This is a genomic window from Rhizobium sp. LARHSG275 (assembly GCF_052871115.1).
Map to the genome: position 1 here is coordinate 121,457 of NZ_JBIXJN010000011.1, position 16,127 is coordinate 137,583.

General features: G+C 61.9%; 15 protein-coding genes. 12 read left to right on the forward strand and 3 right to left on the reverse strand.

The window, feature by feature from the left end; translation table 11 throughout:
• From ACIPSK_RS16735 to ACIPSK_RS16755, 5 genes are read left to right on the forward strand one after another with little or no spacing between them, the layout of a single operon-like run.
• Positions 1–1,413, forward strand: coding sequence for an amidase (locus ACIPSK_RS16735; protein WP_162116660.1), 1,413 nt, complete (start codon positions 1–3; stop codon positions 1,411–1,413).
• Positions 1,410–2,942, forward strand: a complete 1,533-nt coding sequence (locus ACIPSK_RS16740; RefSeq protein ID WP_162116661.1) for an ABC transporter ATP-binding protein — start codon at positions 1,410–1,412, stop codon at positions 2,940–2,942. The genes ACIPSK_RS16735 and ACIPSK_RS16740 overlap by 4 nt, the downstream gene beginning before the upstream one ends.
• Positions 2,932–3,981 carry an ABC transporter permease gene (locus tag ACIPSK_RS16745; RefSeq protein WP_162116662.1) on the forward strand — a complete coding sequence of 350 codons (1,050 nt, stop codon included), beginning with the start codon at positions 2,932–2,934 and terminating at the stop codon, positions 3,979–3,981. Before ACIPSK_RS16740 ends, ACIPSK_RS16745 begins: the two co-directional genes overlap by 11 nt.
• A complete protein-coding gene (locus ACIPSK_RS16750) occupies positions 3,978–4,922 on the forward strand; it encodes an ABC transporter permease (RefSeq protein WP_162116663.1) in 945 nt (314 codons plus the stop codon). The genes ACIPSK_RS16745 and ACIPSK_RS16750 overlap by 4 nt, the downstream gene beginning before the upstream one ends.
• A 32-nt stretch (positions 4,923–4,954) precedes the next feature.
• Positions 4,955–6,244, forward strand: coding sequence for an amidohydrolase family protein (locus ACIPSK_RS16755; RefSeq protein ID WP_162116664.1), 1,290 nt, complete (start codon positions 4,955–4,957; stop codon positions 6,242–6,244).
• Between the two features lie 63 nt (positions 6,245–6,307).
• Here ACIPSK_RS16755 and ACIPSK_RS16760 read toward each other — a convergent pair whose 3' ends face one another.
• Both ACIPSK_RS16760 and ACIPSK_RS16765 read right to left on the reverse strand, forming a co-directional pair.
• Positions 6,308–7,006, reverse strand: a complete 699-nt coding sequence (locus ACIPSK_RS16760) for a ribonuclease activity regulator RraA (RefSeq protein WP_162116665.1) — start codon at positions 7,004–7,006, stop codon at positions 6,308–6,310.
• A gap of 27 nt (positions 7,007–7,033) precedes the next feature.
• A complete protein-coding gene (locus ACIPSK_RS16765) occupies positions 7,034–7,819 on the reverse strand; it encodes an SDR family oxidoreductase (RefSeq protein ID WP_162116666.1) in 786 nt (261 codons plus the stop codon).
• A 95-nt stretch (positions 7,820–7,914) separates the two neighbouring features.
• Between ACIPSK_RS16765 and ACIPSK_RS16770 the strand changes: the two genes are divergently transcribed.
• Positions 7,915–8,787: a LysR family transcriptional regulator gene (locus ACIPSK_RS16770; RefSeq protein WP_162116667.1), complete on the forward strand. Its 873-nt coding sequence runs from the start codon at positions 7,915–7,917 to the stop codon at positions 8,785–8,787.
• A gap of 6 nt (positions 8,788–8,793) precedes the next feature.
• On the opposite strand, the gene msrA is transcribed toward ACIPSK_RS16770, so the two are convergent.
• On the reverse strand, positions 8,794–9,303 hold the full coding sequence (gene msrA / locus ACIPSK_RS16775) for a peptide-methionine (S)-S-oxide reductase MsrA (protein ID WP_012760071.1): 510 nt from the start codon (positions 9,301–9,303) through the stop codon (positions 8,794–8,796).
• A gap of 187 nt (positions 9,304–9,490) precedes the next feature.
• Between msrA and ACIPSK_RS16780 the strand changes: the two genes are divergently transcribed.
• From ACIPSK_RS16780 to ACIPSK_RS16805, 6 genes are all read left to right on the forward strand, one after another.
• Positions 9,491–10,636, forward strand: coding sequence for an extracellular solute-binding protein (locus ACIPSK_RS16780; RefSeq protein WP_162116668.1), 1,146 nt, complete (start codon positions 9,491–9,493; stop codon positions 10,634–10,636).
• A complete protein-coding gene (locus ACIPSK_RS16785; RefSeq protein WP_162116669.1) occupies positions 10,636–11,526 on the forward strand; it encodes an ABC transporter permease in 891 nt (296 codons plus the stop codon). The genes ACIPSK_RS16780 and ACIPSK_RS16785 overlap by 1 nt, the downstream gene beginning before the upstream one ends.
• Complete coding sequence (locus tag ACIPSK_RS16790; protein ID WP_162116670.1) at positions 11,523–12,350, forward strand: ABC transporter permease; 828 nt, start codon at positions 11,523–11,525, stop codon at positions 12,348–12,350. The genes ACIPSK_RS16785 and ACIPSK_RS16790 overlap by 4 nt, the downstream gene beginning before the upstream one ends.
• 29 nt (positions 12,351–12,379) lie before the next feature.
• Positions 12,380–13,468 carry an ABC transporter ATP-binding protein gene (locus tag ACIPSK_RS16795; protein ID WP_162116671.1) on the forward strand — a complete coding sequence of 363 codons (1,089 nt, stop codon included), beginning with the start codon at positions 12,380–12,382 and terminating at the stop codon, positions 13,466–13,468.
• 320 nt (positions 13,469–13,788) lie between these two features.
• Positions 13,789–15,579: a methyl-accepting chemotaxis protein gene (locus ACIPSK_RS16800; protein WP_162116672.1), complete on the forward strand. Its 1,791-nt coding sequence runs from the start codon at positions 13,789–13,791 to the stop codon at positions 15,577–15,579.
• Positions 15,579–16,052, forward strand: coding sequence for a chemotaxis protein CheW (locus ACIPSK_RS16805; protein ID WP_017969197.1), 474 nt, complete (start codon positions 15,579–15,581; stop codon positions 16,050–16,052). The genes ACIPSK_RS16800 and ACIPSK_RS16805 overlap by 1 nt, the downstream gene beginning before the upstream one ends.
• The last annotated feature ends 75 nt before the right edge of the window (positions 16,053–16,127 follow it).

Genomic DNA, 16,127 nt, shown 5'->3' on the forward strand with positions numbered 1-16,127 from the left:
ATGCAGGGCGATGCGACGGATCTGGCGGCAGCGATCAGGCATGGCAAGCTGAGCGCTGCGGAGGCGATGCAGGCTTCTCTTGCCGCAGCCGTGCTGCAAGAGCCGCTCGGCGCGATCGCCTATCTCGATGTCGCCATGGGCCTCGCCTCGGCCGACGACCGCGACCGGGAACGGCAAGGCGATCCCGATCGCTTTGCCGCCAGGCCCTTTGCCGGCGTGCCGACCTTGGCAAAGGATCTCGGCGGCCCCTTCGCCCGGCTGCCGGTGACGGGCGGTTCCTACCTGTTCGAAAGAAAGGGCAGCGAAGCGGATTCCGATCTCGCTGCTCGTTTCCGCAACGCCGGCTTCTGCCTGTTCGGCCTTACGACCAGCCCGGAATTCGGCCTGTCGCTCGCCAGCGAACCGGCGATCGGGCCGATCTGCCGCAACCCACTCGATCCGGCACGGACCGCAGGCGGCTCCTCCGGCGGTGCGGCGGCAGCGGTTGCCGCCGGAATCGTCGCGATTGCGCATGCCACCGACGCCGGCGGCTCGATCCGTGTACCCGCCGCCTGCTGCGGCCTTGTCGGGATGAAGCCGACGCGTGGCGCCATCCCCGGCGGCCCCTCCTTCGGTAACCACCTCGCCGGCATTGCGAGTGAACTCGCGATCTGCCGTTCCGTGCGGGATACGGCGCTGATCTTCGACAGGCTGGCCGGCAAATCGCGAGGACCTTTTCCCGACCCCTCCCCTGTCGATAGCGATAACGGCCGTTTGCGGATCGGTCTGCTCGCCGATACCGGGTCGGACTACCCGACAGAGAGCGATCGGCGCGCAGCCGTCGAGGATGCGGCCCGTGCCCTCGAGAGTGACGGACACCTCATCGTGCCGCTGAGCTGGGCCGAGTTCGAATGGAGCGTCACTTCAAGCGGCCGCGCCTTCGCCGATATCGTCTCGGTCAATCTTGCAGCACTCATCGAGGCAGCGGCGCTTGATGACAGCAGGGCCGAGCCTCTGACGCAGGCCTTTGCGGCGCGGGGACGAGCGATTTCCGCGACATCGCTCTGGAACAGTCTGAACGATGCCGTCCTGGTGAGCCGTAACCTCTGGGCGCTGTTCGACAGGGTCGATTGCATCCTCATGCCGATGCTATCTTCCGCACCTCTTGTGATCGGCTCCTTTCCATCCGATCATGCCGACACGGATCTGCATCTCGAGCGGATGACGGCATTTGCGCCGCTTGCCTGCCTCGCCAATATTTCGGGTTTTCCTGCTTTGACACTGCCTTTCGGACAGGATGTGCACGCCATGCCGCTGCCGGTGCAAATCATGGCGCCGATGGGTCACGAGCCGCGTCTCCTGTCGCTTGCCGCACGCCTGGAGGCCGAGGGGCGATGGCAGCACCGTTTTCCCGTTGCGGGATTGCCGTCATGACCCGGCCTGTGCTGGAAATTATCGGCGTCAGCAAGCGCTTCGGCGACAATCTGGCCAATGACGATATTTCCATGACGCTTGCCAAGGGCGAGGTCGTGGCCCTGCTTGGCGAGAATGGTGCCGGCAAGACCACGCTGATGAGCATCCTTTTCGGCCATTACATGCCGGATGCCGGGCGAATTCTGATCGAGGGTGCGGAGGTTCCGCAGGGCAAGCCGCGTGCGGCGATCCGCGCCGGCGTCGGCATGGTGCATCAGCATTTTTCGCTGGCGCCCAATCTGAGCGTTCTCGAAAATGTCATGACCGGCACGGAAAGACTGTGGTCCTGGCGCTCGGGAACAACAGCGGCGCGGACAAAGCTGCTCGCAATTTCCGAGCGCTTCGGGCTCAAGGTCGATCCGGATGCGCGCCTTGGCGACCTGTCGGTCGGCGAGCAGCAGCGCGTCGAGATCCTCAAGGCGCTCTATAACGATGCCCGCATCCTGATCCTTGACGAGCCGACGGCGGTGCTGACCAATATCGAGGCCGAACGGCTGTTCACGACGTTGAGGGAAATGGCCCGCCAGGGCCTGTCGCTGATCTTCATCTCGCACAAGCTGGACGAAGTCATGGCGGCTGCCGACCGCATCGTCGTGCTGCGCGGTGGCAAGATGGTCGCCGAACGCAAGGCGTCGGAAACCAGTAAGGCGGAACTCGCCGAGCTGATGGTTGGGCGCCGGGTGACACGGCCCGTGCGCGAGCCGTCGACCCCCGGCGCCGTTGCCCTGGAAGCGGTCGATGTGACGGTGCGTATCGACGGCGTCGATCGATTGAAATCGATCAGCTTCCGCCTGCATCAGGGCGAGATCCTCGGCATCATCGGCGTTTCCGGCAATGGTCAGGCGGCACTGGCGCATCTTCTTTCCGGCATACTGTCGCGCAGCGCCGGCGACCTTCTGCTGTTCGGGGAAGCCATCGGCAATCTCGGTGTTACCGATGTCGTCGAAGCCGGCATCGGCCGCATTCCCGAGGACCGCAACGAAGAGGGCGTGATCGGCGAAATGGCGATCTGGGAAAATGCCGTGCTGGAGCGCATCGCATCGCCGGCCTTTTCGCGCCGTGGTCTCGTCAACCGCAAGGCGGGCATGGCTTTCGCCAGGGAAATCATCGACGGATTCGATGTCCGCGGCGGCGGGCCAGCGATCCGCACCCGGCTGCTTTCCGGCGGCAATATGCAGAAGCTCATTCTCGGCCGCAACCTGCATCGGCGGCCGCGCATCCTGATTGCCGCGCAGCCGGCGCGCGGTCTCGACGAAGGGGCCGTGGCCGCTGTCCACGCGCGCCTGCTCGAAGCCCGCCGCCAGGGTACCGCCGTGCTGCTGATCTCGGAAGACCTCGACGAGGTGATCGCGCTTGCCGATCGCATACAGGCAATCGTCGGCGGCCGCCTGTCTCCGCCCGTCGAGGCCGAAAGCGCCGATGCCCGCAAGCTGGGGCTGATGATGGCCGGCGAATGGCAGGAAACCCCAGAGGCCGGCCATGCGATTTGAGCGTCGCGAGCACCGTCCGCTTTACCTGCTGATCGTCACGCCTGTGATCGCGGTGATTGCCGCGCTGGCGCTGGCCGGCATCCTGATCGCTATTGCCGGCGCGCCTGTTATCGATGCCTATTGGCGCATCCTGACGGGTGCCTTCGGTTCGCGACTGTCGGCGACCGAGACGCTGACGCGGGCAACGCCGCTGATGCTGACGGGGCTTGCTGCCGCCGTCGCTTTCCGGGCGCGACTCTGGAATATCGGCGCCGAGGGTCAGTTCTATCTCGGCGCCATCGCCGTTGCCGCGGCAAGCGCCAAACTGTTCGGCGATCTTCCCGCCCCCATCCTCATTCCGCTGCTGCTGCTGGTCGGCGCCATTGCCGGTATGGTGCTGATCCTGATCCCGCTCTGGCTCAGGCTGCGCTTCTCCGTCGATGAGGTCGTCACCAGCCTGCTGCTGAACTTCATCGCCGTGCTGTTCGTCTCGATGCTGATCGATGGCGTTCTCAAGGATCCGCTGGCCTTCGGCTGGCCGCAGTCGCAATCCGTCAGCGATCACGCCATGCTGCCGAAGCTGATCGCCCGCTCGCGCCTGCATATCGGCTTTGCGATTGCAATCGCGCTGGCTGTTGTCGTCCATTTCGTCCAGTCCCGCACCGTGTTCGGCATGCAGTCCCGCGCCGCAGGCCTCAATCCCGGCGGCGCCGTCTTTGCCGGCGTCCCGCTCGGCAGAACGTTGGTGAAGGTCGCCTGTCTCTCCGGTGGGCTGGCGGGGCTCGCTGGAGCGATCGAGGTCATGGGCGTCAAGGGTTATGTGACGACCGACCTATCGCCGGGCTTCGGCTATGCCGGTATTGTTGTCGCGATGCTCGCCAACCTCAATCCACTCGGCGTCGTCTTCGCTGCCATTTTCACCGCCACCATGTTCGTGGGTGCGGATGGCATGAGCCGCGGCCTCGGCATCCCGACCTATATCGCCGATGTCACGGTGGCGCTGTCGCTGCTGACGATGCTGATCGCATTGTTCTTTACCCAATACAGGATCCGGCGATGATGCAACTGTTCGACATCATCGCTTCATCCGGGCTCTGGGCGGCAATCCTGCGGATTGCCACGCCGCTGATTTTCGGCACGCTCGGCGCCCTGCTCTGCGAACGGGCGGGCGTGCTCAATCTCGGCATCGAAGGCATCATGACCTTCGGTGCGATGATCGGCTGGCTTTCGGTCTATCACGGCGCCGATCTCTGGACCGGCCTGCTGATTGCGGCGGTGGCCGGCGGCGTCTTCGGCCTGCTGCATGCGGGGCTGACGGTGACGCTCGGCCTCTCCCAGCATGTCTCCGGTCTCGGCGTCACGCTGTTTGCCTCCAGCTTCAGCTATTATGTCTTCCGGCTGATCGTGCCGCTTGCCAATACCCCACCCACCATCGTGGCCTTCCAGCCGATTGCCATTCCGGGTCTCTCGACGCTGCCTTTCATCGGGCCGGCCTTCTTCACCCAGACGGCGCCGACCTATCTCGCGATCGCCATCGCCCTGCTGATGGCCTACATCATCTTCCGCACCCCAGTCGGCCTTGCAATCCGCATGACCGGCGAGAACCCGCATGCGGCGGAAGCCCAGGGCGTCAATCCGATGAAGGTGCGCTACGGCGCGGTGATTGCCGGAAGCGCGCTGATGGGAATGGGGGGCGCTTTCCTGACATTGTCGGCGTTCAACAGCTTCTTCCCCACAATGGTGCAGGGACGCGGCTGGATCTGCATCGCGCTCGTCGTCTTCGCCTCCTGGCGGCCCGGCCGAGCGCTGTTCGGCGCCCTGCTCTTTGCCTTCTTCGATGCCTTTCAGCTTCGGCTGCAAACCGCACTCAGCGGGCTCGTGCCCTATCAGCTGTTTCTGATGACGCCCTATATCCTTTCCATTGCCGCCCTTGCCGTCATGGCCCGCCGCGCCCGCGTGCCGCAGGCGCTGATGCAGCCCTATCGCCGCGGCGAACGCTGAAACCACACACACACACATCAAATGAGGTTCCGATGTTCGACCTGATCGTCAGAAATGCAAATCTCCCCGATGGCCGAACCGGCATCGATATCGGCATCCAGAGCGGCAAGATCATCGCTGTCGAGCCCAATCTCCAGGCGCAGGCGGGAGAGGAAATCGACGCGTCAGGCCGGCTGGTCAGCCCGCCTTTCGTCGATCCGCATTTCCATATGGACGCCACCCTGTCGCTCGGCCTGCCACGCATGAACGTATCCGGCACGCTGCTGGAAGGCATCGCGCTCTGGGGAGAATTGCGGCCGATCGTGACGAAGGAGGAACTGGTCGATCGTGCGTTGCGTTATTGCGATCTGGCGGTGACGCAGGGGCTGCTCTTCATTCGCAGCCATGTCGATACCAGCGATCCCAAGCTTGTGACCGTCGAGGCGATGATCGAGGTTCGCGAAAAGGTCGCGCCCTATATCGATCTGCAGCTGGTCGCCTTTCCCCAGGACGGTTATTACCGCTCGCCGGGCGCAATCGATGCGCTCAACCGCGCCCTCGACATGGGCGTCGATATCGTCGGCGGCATTCCCCATTTCGAGCGGACGATGGCGGAAGGTACGGCGTCGGTCGAGGCGCTCTGCCGCATCGCCGCCGATCGTGGCCTGCCGGTCGACATCCATTGCGACGAAACCGACGATCCGCTCTCGCGCCATATCGAAACGCTGGCTGCGGAAACCATCCGCTTCGGCCTGCAGGGGCGTGTCGCCGGCTCGCATCTGACCTCGATGCATTCGATGGACAATTATTATGTCTCCAAGCTCATCCCGCTGATGGCGGAGGCCGAGATCAACGTCATCCCCAATCCGCTGATCAATATCATGCTGCAGGGCCGGCACGATACCTATCCGAAACGCCGCGGCATGACTCGCGTGCGGGAGCTGATGGATGCCGGGCTCAACGTTTCCTTCGGTCATGATTGCGTGATGGACCCCTGGTATTCGATGGGATCCGGCGACATGCTGGAGGTCGGCCATATGGCGATCCATGTCGCGCAGATGGCCGGCATCGACGACAAGAAGAGGATCTTCGACGCGCTGACCGTCAATTCGGCGAAGACGATGGGGCTTGCAGGCTACGGCCTGGAAAAGGGATGCAACGCCGACCTCGTCATCCTTCAGGCGAGCGACACACTGGAAGCGCTACGGCTGAAACCCAACCGGCTGGCGGTAATCCGCCGCGGCAAGGTCATCGCCCGCTCGGCGCCACGCATCGGTGAGCTTTTCCTCACCGGGCGTCCGGCACGGATCGACGGCGGGTTGGATTACACGCCTCGTTGTTGAGATGCGGTGGAAGCAAAAGAGCCGTGAAGCCGCGACCCTCTTCAATCCGCATTGGCCTGAAACCTACTTCTTCGAGGCCTCGTAGAGCGCCTTCGTTTCGGCGTTCATCGGGTAGAGACCGGGCAACGGTGTGCCTTCATCGATCCTGGTCATGATCCAAGCTTCCATGCGCTCCTGTTCCGGCGCTTCATCAAGCACCGCCTCGAGCAGATCCGCTGGAATCAGCACCGCGCCGTCCTGGTCGACGACGATGATGTCGTCGGGGAAAACAGCCACGCCGCCGCAGCCGATCGGCTGCTGCCAGGCGACGAAGGTGAGGCCGGCGACCGAAGGCGGGGCCGAGACGCCGCGGCACCAGACCGGCAGGTTGGTGTCGAGCACACCGGCAAGGTCGCGCACGACGCCGTCGGTGACGAGGGCTGCAACGCCTCTCTTTTGCATGCGGGCGCAGAGGATATCGCCGAAGATGCCTGCATCGGTGACGCCCATCGCGTCGACGACGGCGACACAGCCTTCCGGCATCGCCTCGATCGCGGCGCGTGTCGAGATCGGCGAGGCCCAGGATGCCGGCGTCGCCAGATCTTCGCGGGCCGGAACGAAGCGGAGGGTGAAAGCCGGGCCGACGATGCGCGGCTGGCCGGGCTTCAGCGGAACGGCGCCGCGGATCCAGACGTTCCGCAGGCCCTTCTTGAGAAGAACGGTCGTCAGTGTCGCCGTCGAGACGGTCTTGAGGGTTGCTATCGCTTCAGCGCTGAGGGCCATCGGGTATCGGTTCCACTTCGGTTTCTATCAGATGCTCTGGATCATGCCGCCATCGACGCGGATCACCGATCCGGTGAGATAGGAGGCAGGTTCGCTTGCCAGGAAGGTGACGACATTGCCATATTCTTCCGGCCGTCCATAGCGGCCGAGCGGAATGCTGCCGGCGCTCTCGGTGACGACGTCATCGACCGAGCGGTTTTCGCGTTTGGCCTTCTGCTCGTCGAGGAAGGTGATGCGGCCGGTGGCGATCCGGCCGGGCAGGACGATGTTGACGGTGATGCCGTCGCGCCCGACTTCACGCGCCAGTGTTTTCGACCAGCCGACCAACGACAGGCGCAGCGCGTTTGAAATGCCGAGATTGGGGATCGGCGCGACCACGCCCGACGAGGTCGAGGTGACGATGCGTCCCCATTTGCGCGCCAGCATCTCAGGCAGCACACGATCGGTAACGGCGATGACCGAGAGCACCATGCTTTGGAAATACTGGTTCCAGACCGCCGGATCCTGACCGGAGACGGTGGTCGGAGGTGGGCCGCCGGTATTGTTGACGAGGATATCGACCGGTCCGAACTGGCGCTCGATTGCAGCGACATGGGCATCGATCGAACCGAGATCGGAAAGGTCCCATTGCAGCGCCAGCGCCTTGCCGCCCTCGGATTCGATCGCAGCCGCGGTCTTCTCAGCGGCGGTGAGATCGATATCCGCCGCGGCAATTCTGGCGCCTTCGCGCGCAAGTTTGACGGCAATCGCGCTGCCCAGTCCGCCGCCGGCGCCAAGCACCAGGGCGGTCTTGTCCTTCAGGCCGAAATCCATTCCATCCGTCTCCTCAATGATCGGCCATCCTTCGGAGCAATGGACTATAAATAAAATATCGCTTCTGCTTCGTTCAAGAGATAGAAAAACTATCGATGGACACACGTTTTCTCGAAACCTTCATTGTCGTTGCCGAGCGGCACTCGCTGGCGGAAGCCGCCCAGCGGCTGAACCTCACGCCTGCGGCCGTCGCCCAGCGCATCCGCGCATTGGAGGCTGAGCTCGGGGTGCGGCTGCTGGTGCGCTCCGGCCGCGTCATGCGGCCGACGGAGGCGGGTTTTGCCATTCTCGAACGCTGCAGGGATCTGGTGCGCGATACACGCGACCTGAAGGCGATGGCCGGCACCGCGACGATTTCGGGCGAGATGCGGATCGGGGCGATCAATACGGCGCTGACCGGTCTCGTTCCCGACATTCTTCACCGTCTCGCCCAGGACTATCCGCTGATCGAGATCTTCCTCAAGCCGGGCGCTTCGATGGACCTCTATGCCGAGGTTTTGAACGGCGGGCTGGACGCAGCCTTCATCATCGAACCGCGATTTCCGATGCAAAAGACGCTGACTTTCAACAAGCTGCGCCAGGAACCCCTGGTGCTAATCGCTCCGCGGGACTGCGAAGGCGCGGATCCGCTCGAACTCCTGCAGACCCTGCCCTTCATCCGTTACGACCGCAACCAGTGGGGCGGCCACATCGCCGACGAATATCTGCGCGAGATCGGCATCCGCCCGGTCGAGCGTTATGAGCTCGACGCGCTGGAGGCGATCGCGGTGATGGTAGACCGTGGTCTCGGGATATCGATCGTGCCGGATTGGGCGCCGCCCTGGCCGGCTGGGCTTAATATCCTCAAGCTGCCCCTGCCCCGCTCGTCCGCCGTGCGCACCGTCGGCATCGTGGTGACGCGATCCTCGCCGAGGACAAATCTCGTCGCCGCGCTTCTGGAAACCAGCCGCGCGGCGATGGGAGCCTGATCAATTTCAGGCGATCTTCTGGCGGACCGGCAGCTTCCAGCCGGGCCGGACGAAATGGCAGGTATAGCCATTCGGAATCCGCTCCAGATAATCCTGATGTTCGGGTTCGGCTTCCCAGAAATCGCTGACCGGCACAACTTCGGTGACGACCTTGCCAGGCCACAGGCCTGATGCATCGACGTCGGCGATCGTATCCCTGGCGACGCGCTCCTGCTCAGGGGTGACGTAGAAGATTGCCGAGCGGTAGCTCAAGCCAACGTCGTTGCCCTGGCGGTTGCGCGTGCTTGGGTCGTGGATCTGGAAGAAGAATTCGAGGATTTCCCGATAGCTGATCCTTGCGGGATCGAAGATGATCTCGATCGCCTCGGCATGGGTTCCGTGGTTGCGGTAGGTGGCATTCGGCACATCGCCGCCGGTATAGCCGACGCGGGTCGAAATCACGCCCTTATATCGGCGGATGAGGTCCTGCATGCCCCAGAAGCAACCACCGGCGAGGACTGCACGTTCTTCGGTCATTGGATATCTCCTTTTCGCAAGAGATAGTATCTCCTGCCGGCGATTTCCACACGGTGCAAAGAGCACAGCTGTGCAATTTGCCTGCGGATACGCCCGATCCTGTCATGTCGATGTTACGCGCCGGCGCTAGCAAGACCTTGGACAATCCCTGCGGAGGCTGAGCCTCGACACCTGATGGAGACGGGTTATGAATAGACGCGAATTTCTGATCACATCGTCGGCTGCAGCTGGCCTGCTGGCTCTTCCGCGTTTCGCGTCGGCTGCCGCCGGCACGCTCGATCTCTACAGCGGTTCGGATGCCAACATCGTCGACCTCTGGAACAACGTCATCCGCCCGGCCTTCGAAAAGGCGCATCCAGGTGTTGCGCTGAAGGTGACCGATGCCGGCGACAATAATGGCCTGCGCGCCATCGCCGACCGTGCGCTCGCGGCACTGAAGACGAAGACCGATCCGCAGGCCGACCTTTTCGAGCAATTCGATCCGCGCCTACCGTCCGGCGGCATCGATGCCGGGCTCTGGGTCAAGTTCTCCGGCGAGAACGTCGAAGGCTACGACCATATCAATCCGCTTGCCTTCGACACACCCTACTCCCTTCCCTATCGCGGTTCGCAGGTCCTTCTCGCCTACGATACGACCAAGCTCGATCCGAAGGATGCGCCAAAGAACTGGGATCAGCTCACCGCCTGGATCAAGGCCAATCCGGGCCAGTTCATCTACAACCGTCCCGACAAGGGCGGTTCGGGCGGAAACTTCGTCCGCCGCGCGATCCATGAGGCCAATGGCCGCGATCCGAAGAAGTTCAAGATCGACAATTTCACCGCCGAATTCGCCACCGAGACACTGACGCCGGCCTGGAAAATCCTCAACGAGCTCGCGCCTGCGCTCTACGACAAGGGCGCCTATACGTCAGGCAACACCCAGTCGATCCAGCTGCTCGCCCAAGGCGTCGTCACCATGGTGCCGGTCTGGTCGGACCAAGTGCTGCAGGCGATCTCCCAGGGTGTGCTGCCTGATACGACCGGCCTCGTGCAGCTTGCCGATCTTGCCCTTTGCGGCGGCTTCTCCAGCATCACCGTGTTCTCGAACGGCGCCAACAAGGATGCGGCGCTGAAGCTGGCTGCATTCATGCTGACGAAGGAAATGCAGGAAGCGATCATCACGGAGATCGGTGGTTTCCCCGCCATCTCCTGGGATCACATCTCCGACGATCTTCGCAAGAAATATGCCGACGTCATCCCCTCGACCATCCCGACCTTCCCGGGCGGCGATTGGGAAAAGGCGATCGCCGACGGCTGGTACCGCAACGTCGCGCCGGGCATCAGCCGCACCTGATGTCCACTGACACTGCGCCGGCGGTTCTGCGCCGTCACCGGTCCATGGGAAGGGGGAGCTCGATCGGGCTCCTCCTCGTTGCCCTGCCGGTCCTCCTGCTGGCATGGCTGATCGTCTTTCCGATCTTTTCGGCGGTCCTCGGCACGATCTTCGTTCGAGGCCCTGACGGCGCGACGGAATTCTCGCTTGCCTCCTATCGCTTCTTCTTCACCGACGGCTACAGCCTCGGCAATCTGTGGCTGACGCTCTGGACCACTGCCGTCTGCGGCATTCTGCTTCTGGCGATTGGTCTTCCGATCGCGCTCTACCTCCGGTTTTCGCAAGGGCGTCTCGCCGCCTATGTGCAGGCTCTCGCGATCTTCCCGATGTTCGTGCCGTCGATCATTCTGGCCTATGCGCTGATCCGCACCATCGGGCCGAACGGCACCGTCGACCTGCTGCTGAACGCCGTCGGCCTGCCCAAGCTGCGCACGCCCTACCTGACGCCGTGGGGGCCGGTCATCGGTCTCGTCTGGGACAATCTTCCCTTGACGGTGCTGATGCTGACATCAGGGCTCTCCTCCGTCTCGAACAGCGCCATCGAAGCCGCCCGCGATGTCGGCGCAAGACCGCTTCGGGTGTTCATCTCGATCATCCTGCCGCGCATGGGTAACTCGCTGCTGGTCACCGCGTCTTTTGCCGTGCTCGGGATCTTCTCCGCCTTCACCCTGCCCTATGTGCTCGGCTCGGCATCGCCGGAGATGATGGGACCGTTCATGCAGCGCACCTTCGCCGACATGAACGACCCGCTGAACGCCATGACCCAGGCCGTCATCACATTCGGCTTCTGCCTAGTCTTCGGCATTCTCTACATCAGGTCGATCGCCCGCAACCGCGAGGCCCGGCCATGAGTGCCGTCAGATCGAGCTTCGGCCTGCGCTTCGACTGGATCGGCTTTCTCTTCGCCTGCCTGCTGACGCTGTTCATCGCGCTGCCGCTGATCGTCGTCGGGACATGGGCCTTCACCGAGATCTGGCGTTACCCCTCGGTGATCCCGCAGCAGTTCGGCCTGCGCTTCTGGGGCCAGACGCTGGCGCGTCCGGATGTCTGGGACGCGCTCTTCCTCAGCCTGCGGTTGACGACGACGGTAACCGTTCTTTCCGCCGTCATCTGCCTTCCCGCGGCTTACGCCTTCGCGCGCCTGCGCTTTCCCGGCAGGAACATCCTGTTCCTGTCGTTCCTCTCATCGCATGCCTTTCCGAAATTCGGCCTGCTCGTCGCCATTGCCGGCATCTTCCTGCAGCTCGGCCTGATCAGCACCTTCTGGGGCGTTGTGTTGATCCAGCTTGTCGGCACGCTGATGCTGATGATCTGGATTCCGGTCGCAGCCTTCCAGAATGTCGACCGGCGCATGGAAGAGGCGGCGCGCGATGCGGGTGCCACGCCGCTGCGCGTCTTCTGGTCGATCACGCTGCCGCAGGCCGCACCGACGATCGCAGCTGCACTGCTTTTGACCTTCGTCGGCACATTCTACGAGACCGAAGGCGCCTGGCTAATCGGCGCGCCTCAAGTCCGCACCATGCCGGTGCTGATGATCAGCTTCATCAACAATCAGATCGTCGTGCAATACGGTGCCGTACTGTCAGTCATGCTGTGGGTGCCGTCCTTCATCGCGTTGATGTTTGCCCGCCGGGTGATCGGCACCGGCGCCTTTGCGAGAGGCTTCGGCGCCTAAGGCATCGCTTATCAGGAAAGGGTTTGAGAATGGCACATCTTTCGATCGAGGGCGTTTCGAAGCTGTTCGGGACCACCTTTGCCGTTCGCGACTTCTCGCTCGAAGTGAGCGATGGCGAGCTCGTCTGCCTGCTCGGCCCATCCGGTTCCGGCAAGTCGACGCTTCTCAGAATGATCGGCGGTTTCGAGCGCCCGAGCGGCGGAACGATCCGCATCGATGCGAAGGATGTGACGGCGCTGCCGCCCGAGCGGCGCCCGACCGGCATGGTGTTTCAGAGCCATGCGCTCTGGACGCACATGGATGTCTTCAACAACATCGCCTTCGGCCTGAAGCTCCGCCGGCTGCCGAAAGCGGAGATTCGCCAGCGTGTCGAGGATGCTTTAGCCTTGGTCGGTCTCGCCGATTACGGACGGCGGATGACGACTCAGCTCTCCGGCGGTCAGCAGCAGCGCGTCGCGCTTGCCCGCTCGCTCGTGCTCGAGCCGAAGATCCTTCTGCTCGACGAGCCCTTCGCCAGCCTTGACCAGCATCTGCGCGAAAGGCTGCGGGAGGAAGTGCGCGATATCCAGCAGCGCCTCGGCATCACCACGCTCTTCGTCACCCATGGCCAGGACGAGGCCTTAGCGCTCGCCGACCGCATCGTCGTCATGCGCGACGGACGCACCGAACAGATCGCGCCGCCAAGCACTATCTACCGGCAGCCGCAGACCGCTTTCGTCGCCGGTTTCATCGGCTCGATGAATTTTGTCCAGAGCCGCGTTAGAAACGGTGTCTGCGAGCATCCGCTGTTCCCGCTTGCGGTTCCCGTCGAGGATGGGCCGGTGACGCTGGCCGCTCGGCCGGAAGCGCTGACGATCCGTTCCTCGGACCGCGTCGATGCCGCGACAGTCCATCGCATCGTCGATTTCGGCACCCACAAGATGGTCGATGTCGATCTTGCCGACGGCACCCGTCTGAAGGCGATGATGGCGCCGGACGATCGGATCCGGGCCGGGATGAGGGTCGAGCCGTGCTTCTCCCGCTTTTTTATCTTCCGTCACAACGAGCTTGTGCATTCCGAGTTGCAGATCCTGCCGCAGTACCCCGGTGAGCGAATCAAGTCGAATACATGCCTTTGATTCGGCATGAGCGGCGCTTCAGATGTTGACTGTGCCGGCTCACGCCGTGTGATCTGATACCAGGTCGGTGTTTTCGAACTAAAGTTAAAGTTTATTCTGCGTTTTCCATAGGCTTTTTATGTATCCGTGGTTGTGCGGAGCGACCGCCATTTCGATTATCTGAAACAATTCAAATAGAAATGCGCGAATCTTACACGAATGCATTCGTACATTTACATATTATAAATGTCTTCATTTAAGAATTGGCCCTATCAAAAGTGATGGTATTTGATGGCTTCCCGCCTGCGATAATTGGCCATTGTGAAACTATGGAGGAATGAATGTTGGGATTTGGCGCAGGCGTCGATGCAAGGGCCGTTCTCGAAGCGATGAGCAAGTCTCAGGCGATCATCGAGTTCAAGCTGGATGGTACAATCATCACCGCGAACGAAAACTTTTGCCGGGCGCTCGGTTATCAGCTTTCCGAAATCGTCGGTCAACATCATCGCCTCTTTGTCGATCCGGCTGAGGCAGCCAGCTCCGACTATAAAGACTTCTGGGCAAAACTAGCGCGCGGCCAGTTCGATCAACGGCAATATAAGCGCATCGGCAAGGGCGGCACGGAGGTCTGGATCGAGGCCTCCTACAACCCGGTCATTCGCGGGGGCAAGCCGTATAAGGTCGTCAAATTCGCGACCGATATCACCGCGCAGAAGCTCAAGGCGGCCGAAGATAGCGGTAAGCTGAACGCCATCTCGCGCGCCCAGGCAGTCATCGAGTTCACTCCGAAAGGCGATATTCTCACCGTAAATGAGAATTTCCTGACGACACTCGGCTACGAGCTGGCGGAAATCCAGGGCAAACATCACTCGATGTTCTGTGAGCCAAGCTATAGCAACAGTGAAGATTATCGTCGGTTCTGGACGAAGCTTGCCGCGGGAGAATTTGTTGCGGATGAGTTCTTGCGCATCGGCAAGGGCGGCAAGAAGGTCCATATCCAGGCATCATACAATCCGATCTTCGACATGAACGGCAAAGTTTTCAAGGTCGTCAAATTTGCGACCGATGTCACCACGCGCGTCGGAAATGTCGACCAGCTCGCGGGAGCGCTAAAGGCTTTGTCAGAGGGCGATCTGATGCAGACCATCGCCATGCCCTTCCTGCCCGCCTTGGAGAAACTGCGCGCCGATTTTAACGACGCTTCATCGAAGCTTCGCGTTACATTGCAGACAATCTCGCAGAACGCTGGCGCCATCGCTGCGGCATCGCAACAAATACAATCCGCCTCGAACGATCTGTCCAAGCGTACCGAGCAGCAGGCTGCTTCCGTCGAGGAGACGGCCGCAGCGCTGGAGGAGATCACAACCACCGTCGCTGATTCCAGTTCCCGCGCCCAGGAAGCAGGGCAGCTTGTTCGCAAGACCAAGGAGAATGCGGAGAATTCCGGCAACATTGTCAGTCAAGCCGTGGACGCGATGGGCAAGATCGAAAAGTCCGCCGGCGAGATCGCCAACATTATCGGCGTAATCGACGAAATCGCCTTCCAGACGAATCTTCTGGCGCTCAATGCCGGTGTTGAAGCGGCCCGGGCCGGCGACGCTGGCAAGGGCTTCGCCGTCGTCGCTCAGGAAGTTCGCGAACTCGCCCAGCGATCGGCCAAGGCGGCAAAGGAGATCAAGGAGCTGATCAACGCCTCGAACGAACACGTCAAAAGCGGTGTCACATTGGTTGGTAACACCGGCAAGGCATTGCAGGAAATCGTGACCCAGGTCGTCCAGGTGAACGGTAATGTCGGCGCCATCGTCGAAGCCTCCAAAGAGCAGGCAACGGGTCTCAAGGAAATCAATACCGCCGTCAATACGATGGACCAGGGCACACAGCAAAATGCCGCCATGGTCGAGGAGACGACGGCCGCGGCGCATAGTCTTGCCAAGGAAGCAGATCAACTCTTCGATCTCCTCGGTCAGTTCAACATCGGGACAGGTGCCGGTGCACCTCGCGCCGTCCCGGTTGCAGCCGACCGGCATTTGCGGGCTATGCCGTCGCCAGCCCGTCAGATGACGGCGAAGGTTGCCCGAGCATTCAGCGGCAATGTGGCGCTCAAAGGCGGCGACAGCTGGGAGGAGTTTTGATGGCGTCGATATCCAAAAATCGCGATGGACGCACGTCTCTCGAAATCATTGCATTCCAATTGCATGGTCAGAGCTTCTGTATCGAAACCACCTCCATTCGAGAGATACGTGGATGGGCAGCTTCGACGCCGATCCCGCACGCGCCGCCGGAAATGGTCGGCATCATTAACTTGCGAGGCGTCGTCATTCCCACCATCGACTTATGTCGCAAGCTGGGGATGCCTTCGTCGGAAGCGACCGAACGCAGCGCAATCGTGGTCGCCGAAGTTCACGGCAAACCGATCGGCCTTATGGTGGATCAGGTCACCGATATGCTTTCGATCAACGCCGATGATCTGCAACAGGCTCCAGAGATTGTCAGTTCGCCGGACCGCTCATACTGTGAAGGAATTATCACTCACCAGTCTGGGATGATTTGCTTCCTGAGCTTGACCCGGATGTTCGCTGACGATGACGAAGCATTGGCCGCTTAGATGCTGATGATTTTAGGCCGGCTCGGCCTAAAACCTGAATCAGCATCTAAATCAAATAAATAGAGCATGATGTCG

What these genes read in the sequence shown, in the direction of transcription:
- ACIPSK_RS16760 (WP_162116665.1), bottom strand. Translation starts at nt 7,006, where the DNA reads ATGGCCCTCAGCGCTGAAGCGATAGCAACCCTCAAGACCGTCTCGACG.
- ACIPSK_RS16745 (WP_162116662.1), top strand. Translation starts at nt 2,932, where the DNA reads ATGCGATTTGAGCGTCGCGAGCACCGTCCGCTTTACCTGCTGATCGTC.
- ACIPSK_RS16805 (WP_017969197.1), top strand. Translation starts at nt 15,579, where the DNA reads ATGGCGTCGATATCCAAAAATCGCGATGGACGCACGTCTCTCGAAATC.
- ACIPSK_RS16750 (WP_162116663.1), top strand. Translation starts at nt 3,978, where the DNA reads ATGATGCAACTGTTCGACATCATCGCTTCATCCGGGCTCTGGGCGGCA.
- ACIPSK_RS16740 (WP_162116661.1), top strand. Translation starts at nt 1,410, where the DNA reads ATGACCCGGCCTGTGCTGGAAATTATCGGCGTCAGCAAGCGCTTCGGC.
- ACIPSK_RS16770 (WP_162116667.1), top strand. Translation starts at nt 7,915, where the DNA reads ATGGACACACGTTTTCTCGAAACCTTCATTGTCGTTGCCGAGCGGCAC.
- msrA (WP_012760071.1), bottom strand. Translation starts at nt 9,303, where the DNA reads ATGACCGAAGAACGTGCAGTCCTCGCCGGTGGTTGCTTCTGGGGCATG.
- ACIPSK_RS16765 (WP_162116666.1), bottom strand. Translation starts at nt 7,819, where the DNA reads ATGGATTTCGGCCTGAAGGACAAGACCGCCCTGGTGCTTGGCGCCGGC.
- ACIPSK_RS16780 (WP_162116668.1), top strand. Translation starts at nt 9,491, where the DNA reads ATGAATAGACGCGAATTTCTGATCACATCGTCGGCTGCAGCTGGCCTG.
- ACIPSK_RS16755 (WP_162116664.1), top strand. Translation starts at nt 4,955, where the DNA reads ATGTTCGACCTGATCGTCAGAAATGCAAATCTCCCCGATGGCCGAACC.
- ACIPSK_RS16800 (WP_162116672.1), top strand. Translation starts at nt 13,789, where the DNA reads ATGTTGGGATTTGGCGCAGGCGTCGATGCAAGGGCCGTTCTCGAAGCG.
- ACIPSK_RS16735 (WP_162116660.1), top strand. Translation starts at nt 1, where the DNA reads ATGCAGGGCGATGCGACGGATCTGGCGGCAGCGATCAGGCATGGCAAG.
- ACIPSK_RS16790 (WP_162116670.1), top strand. Translation starts at nt 11,523, where the DNA reads ATGAGTGCCGTCAGATCGAGCTTCGGCCTGCGCTTCGACTGGATCGGC.
- ACIPSK_RS16795 (WP_162116671.1), top strand. Translation starts at nt 12,380, where the DNA reads ATGGCACATCTTTCGATCGAGGGCGTTTCGAAGCTGTTCGGGACCACC.
- ACIPSK_RS16785 (WP_162116669.1), top strand. Translation starts at nt 10,636, where the DNA reads ATGTCCACTGACACTGCGCCGGCGGTTCTGCGCCGTCACCGGTCCATG.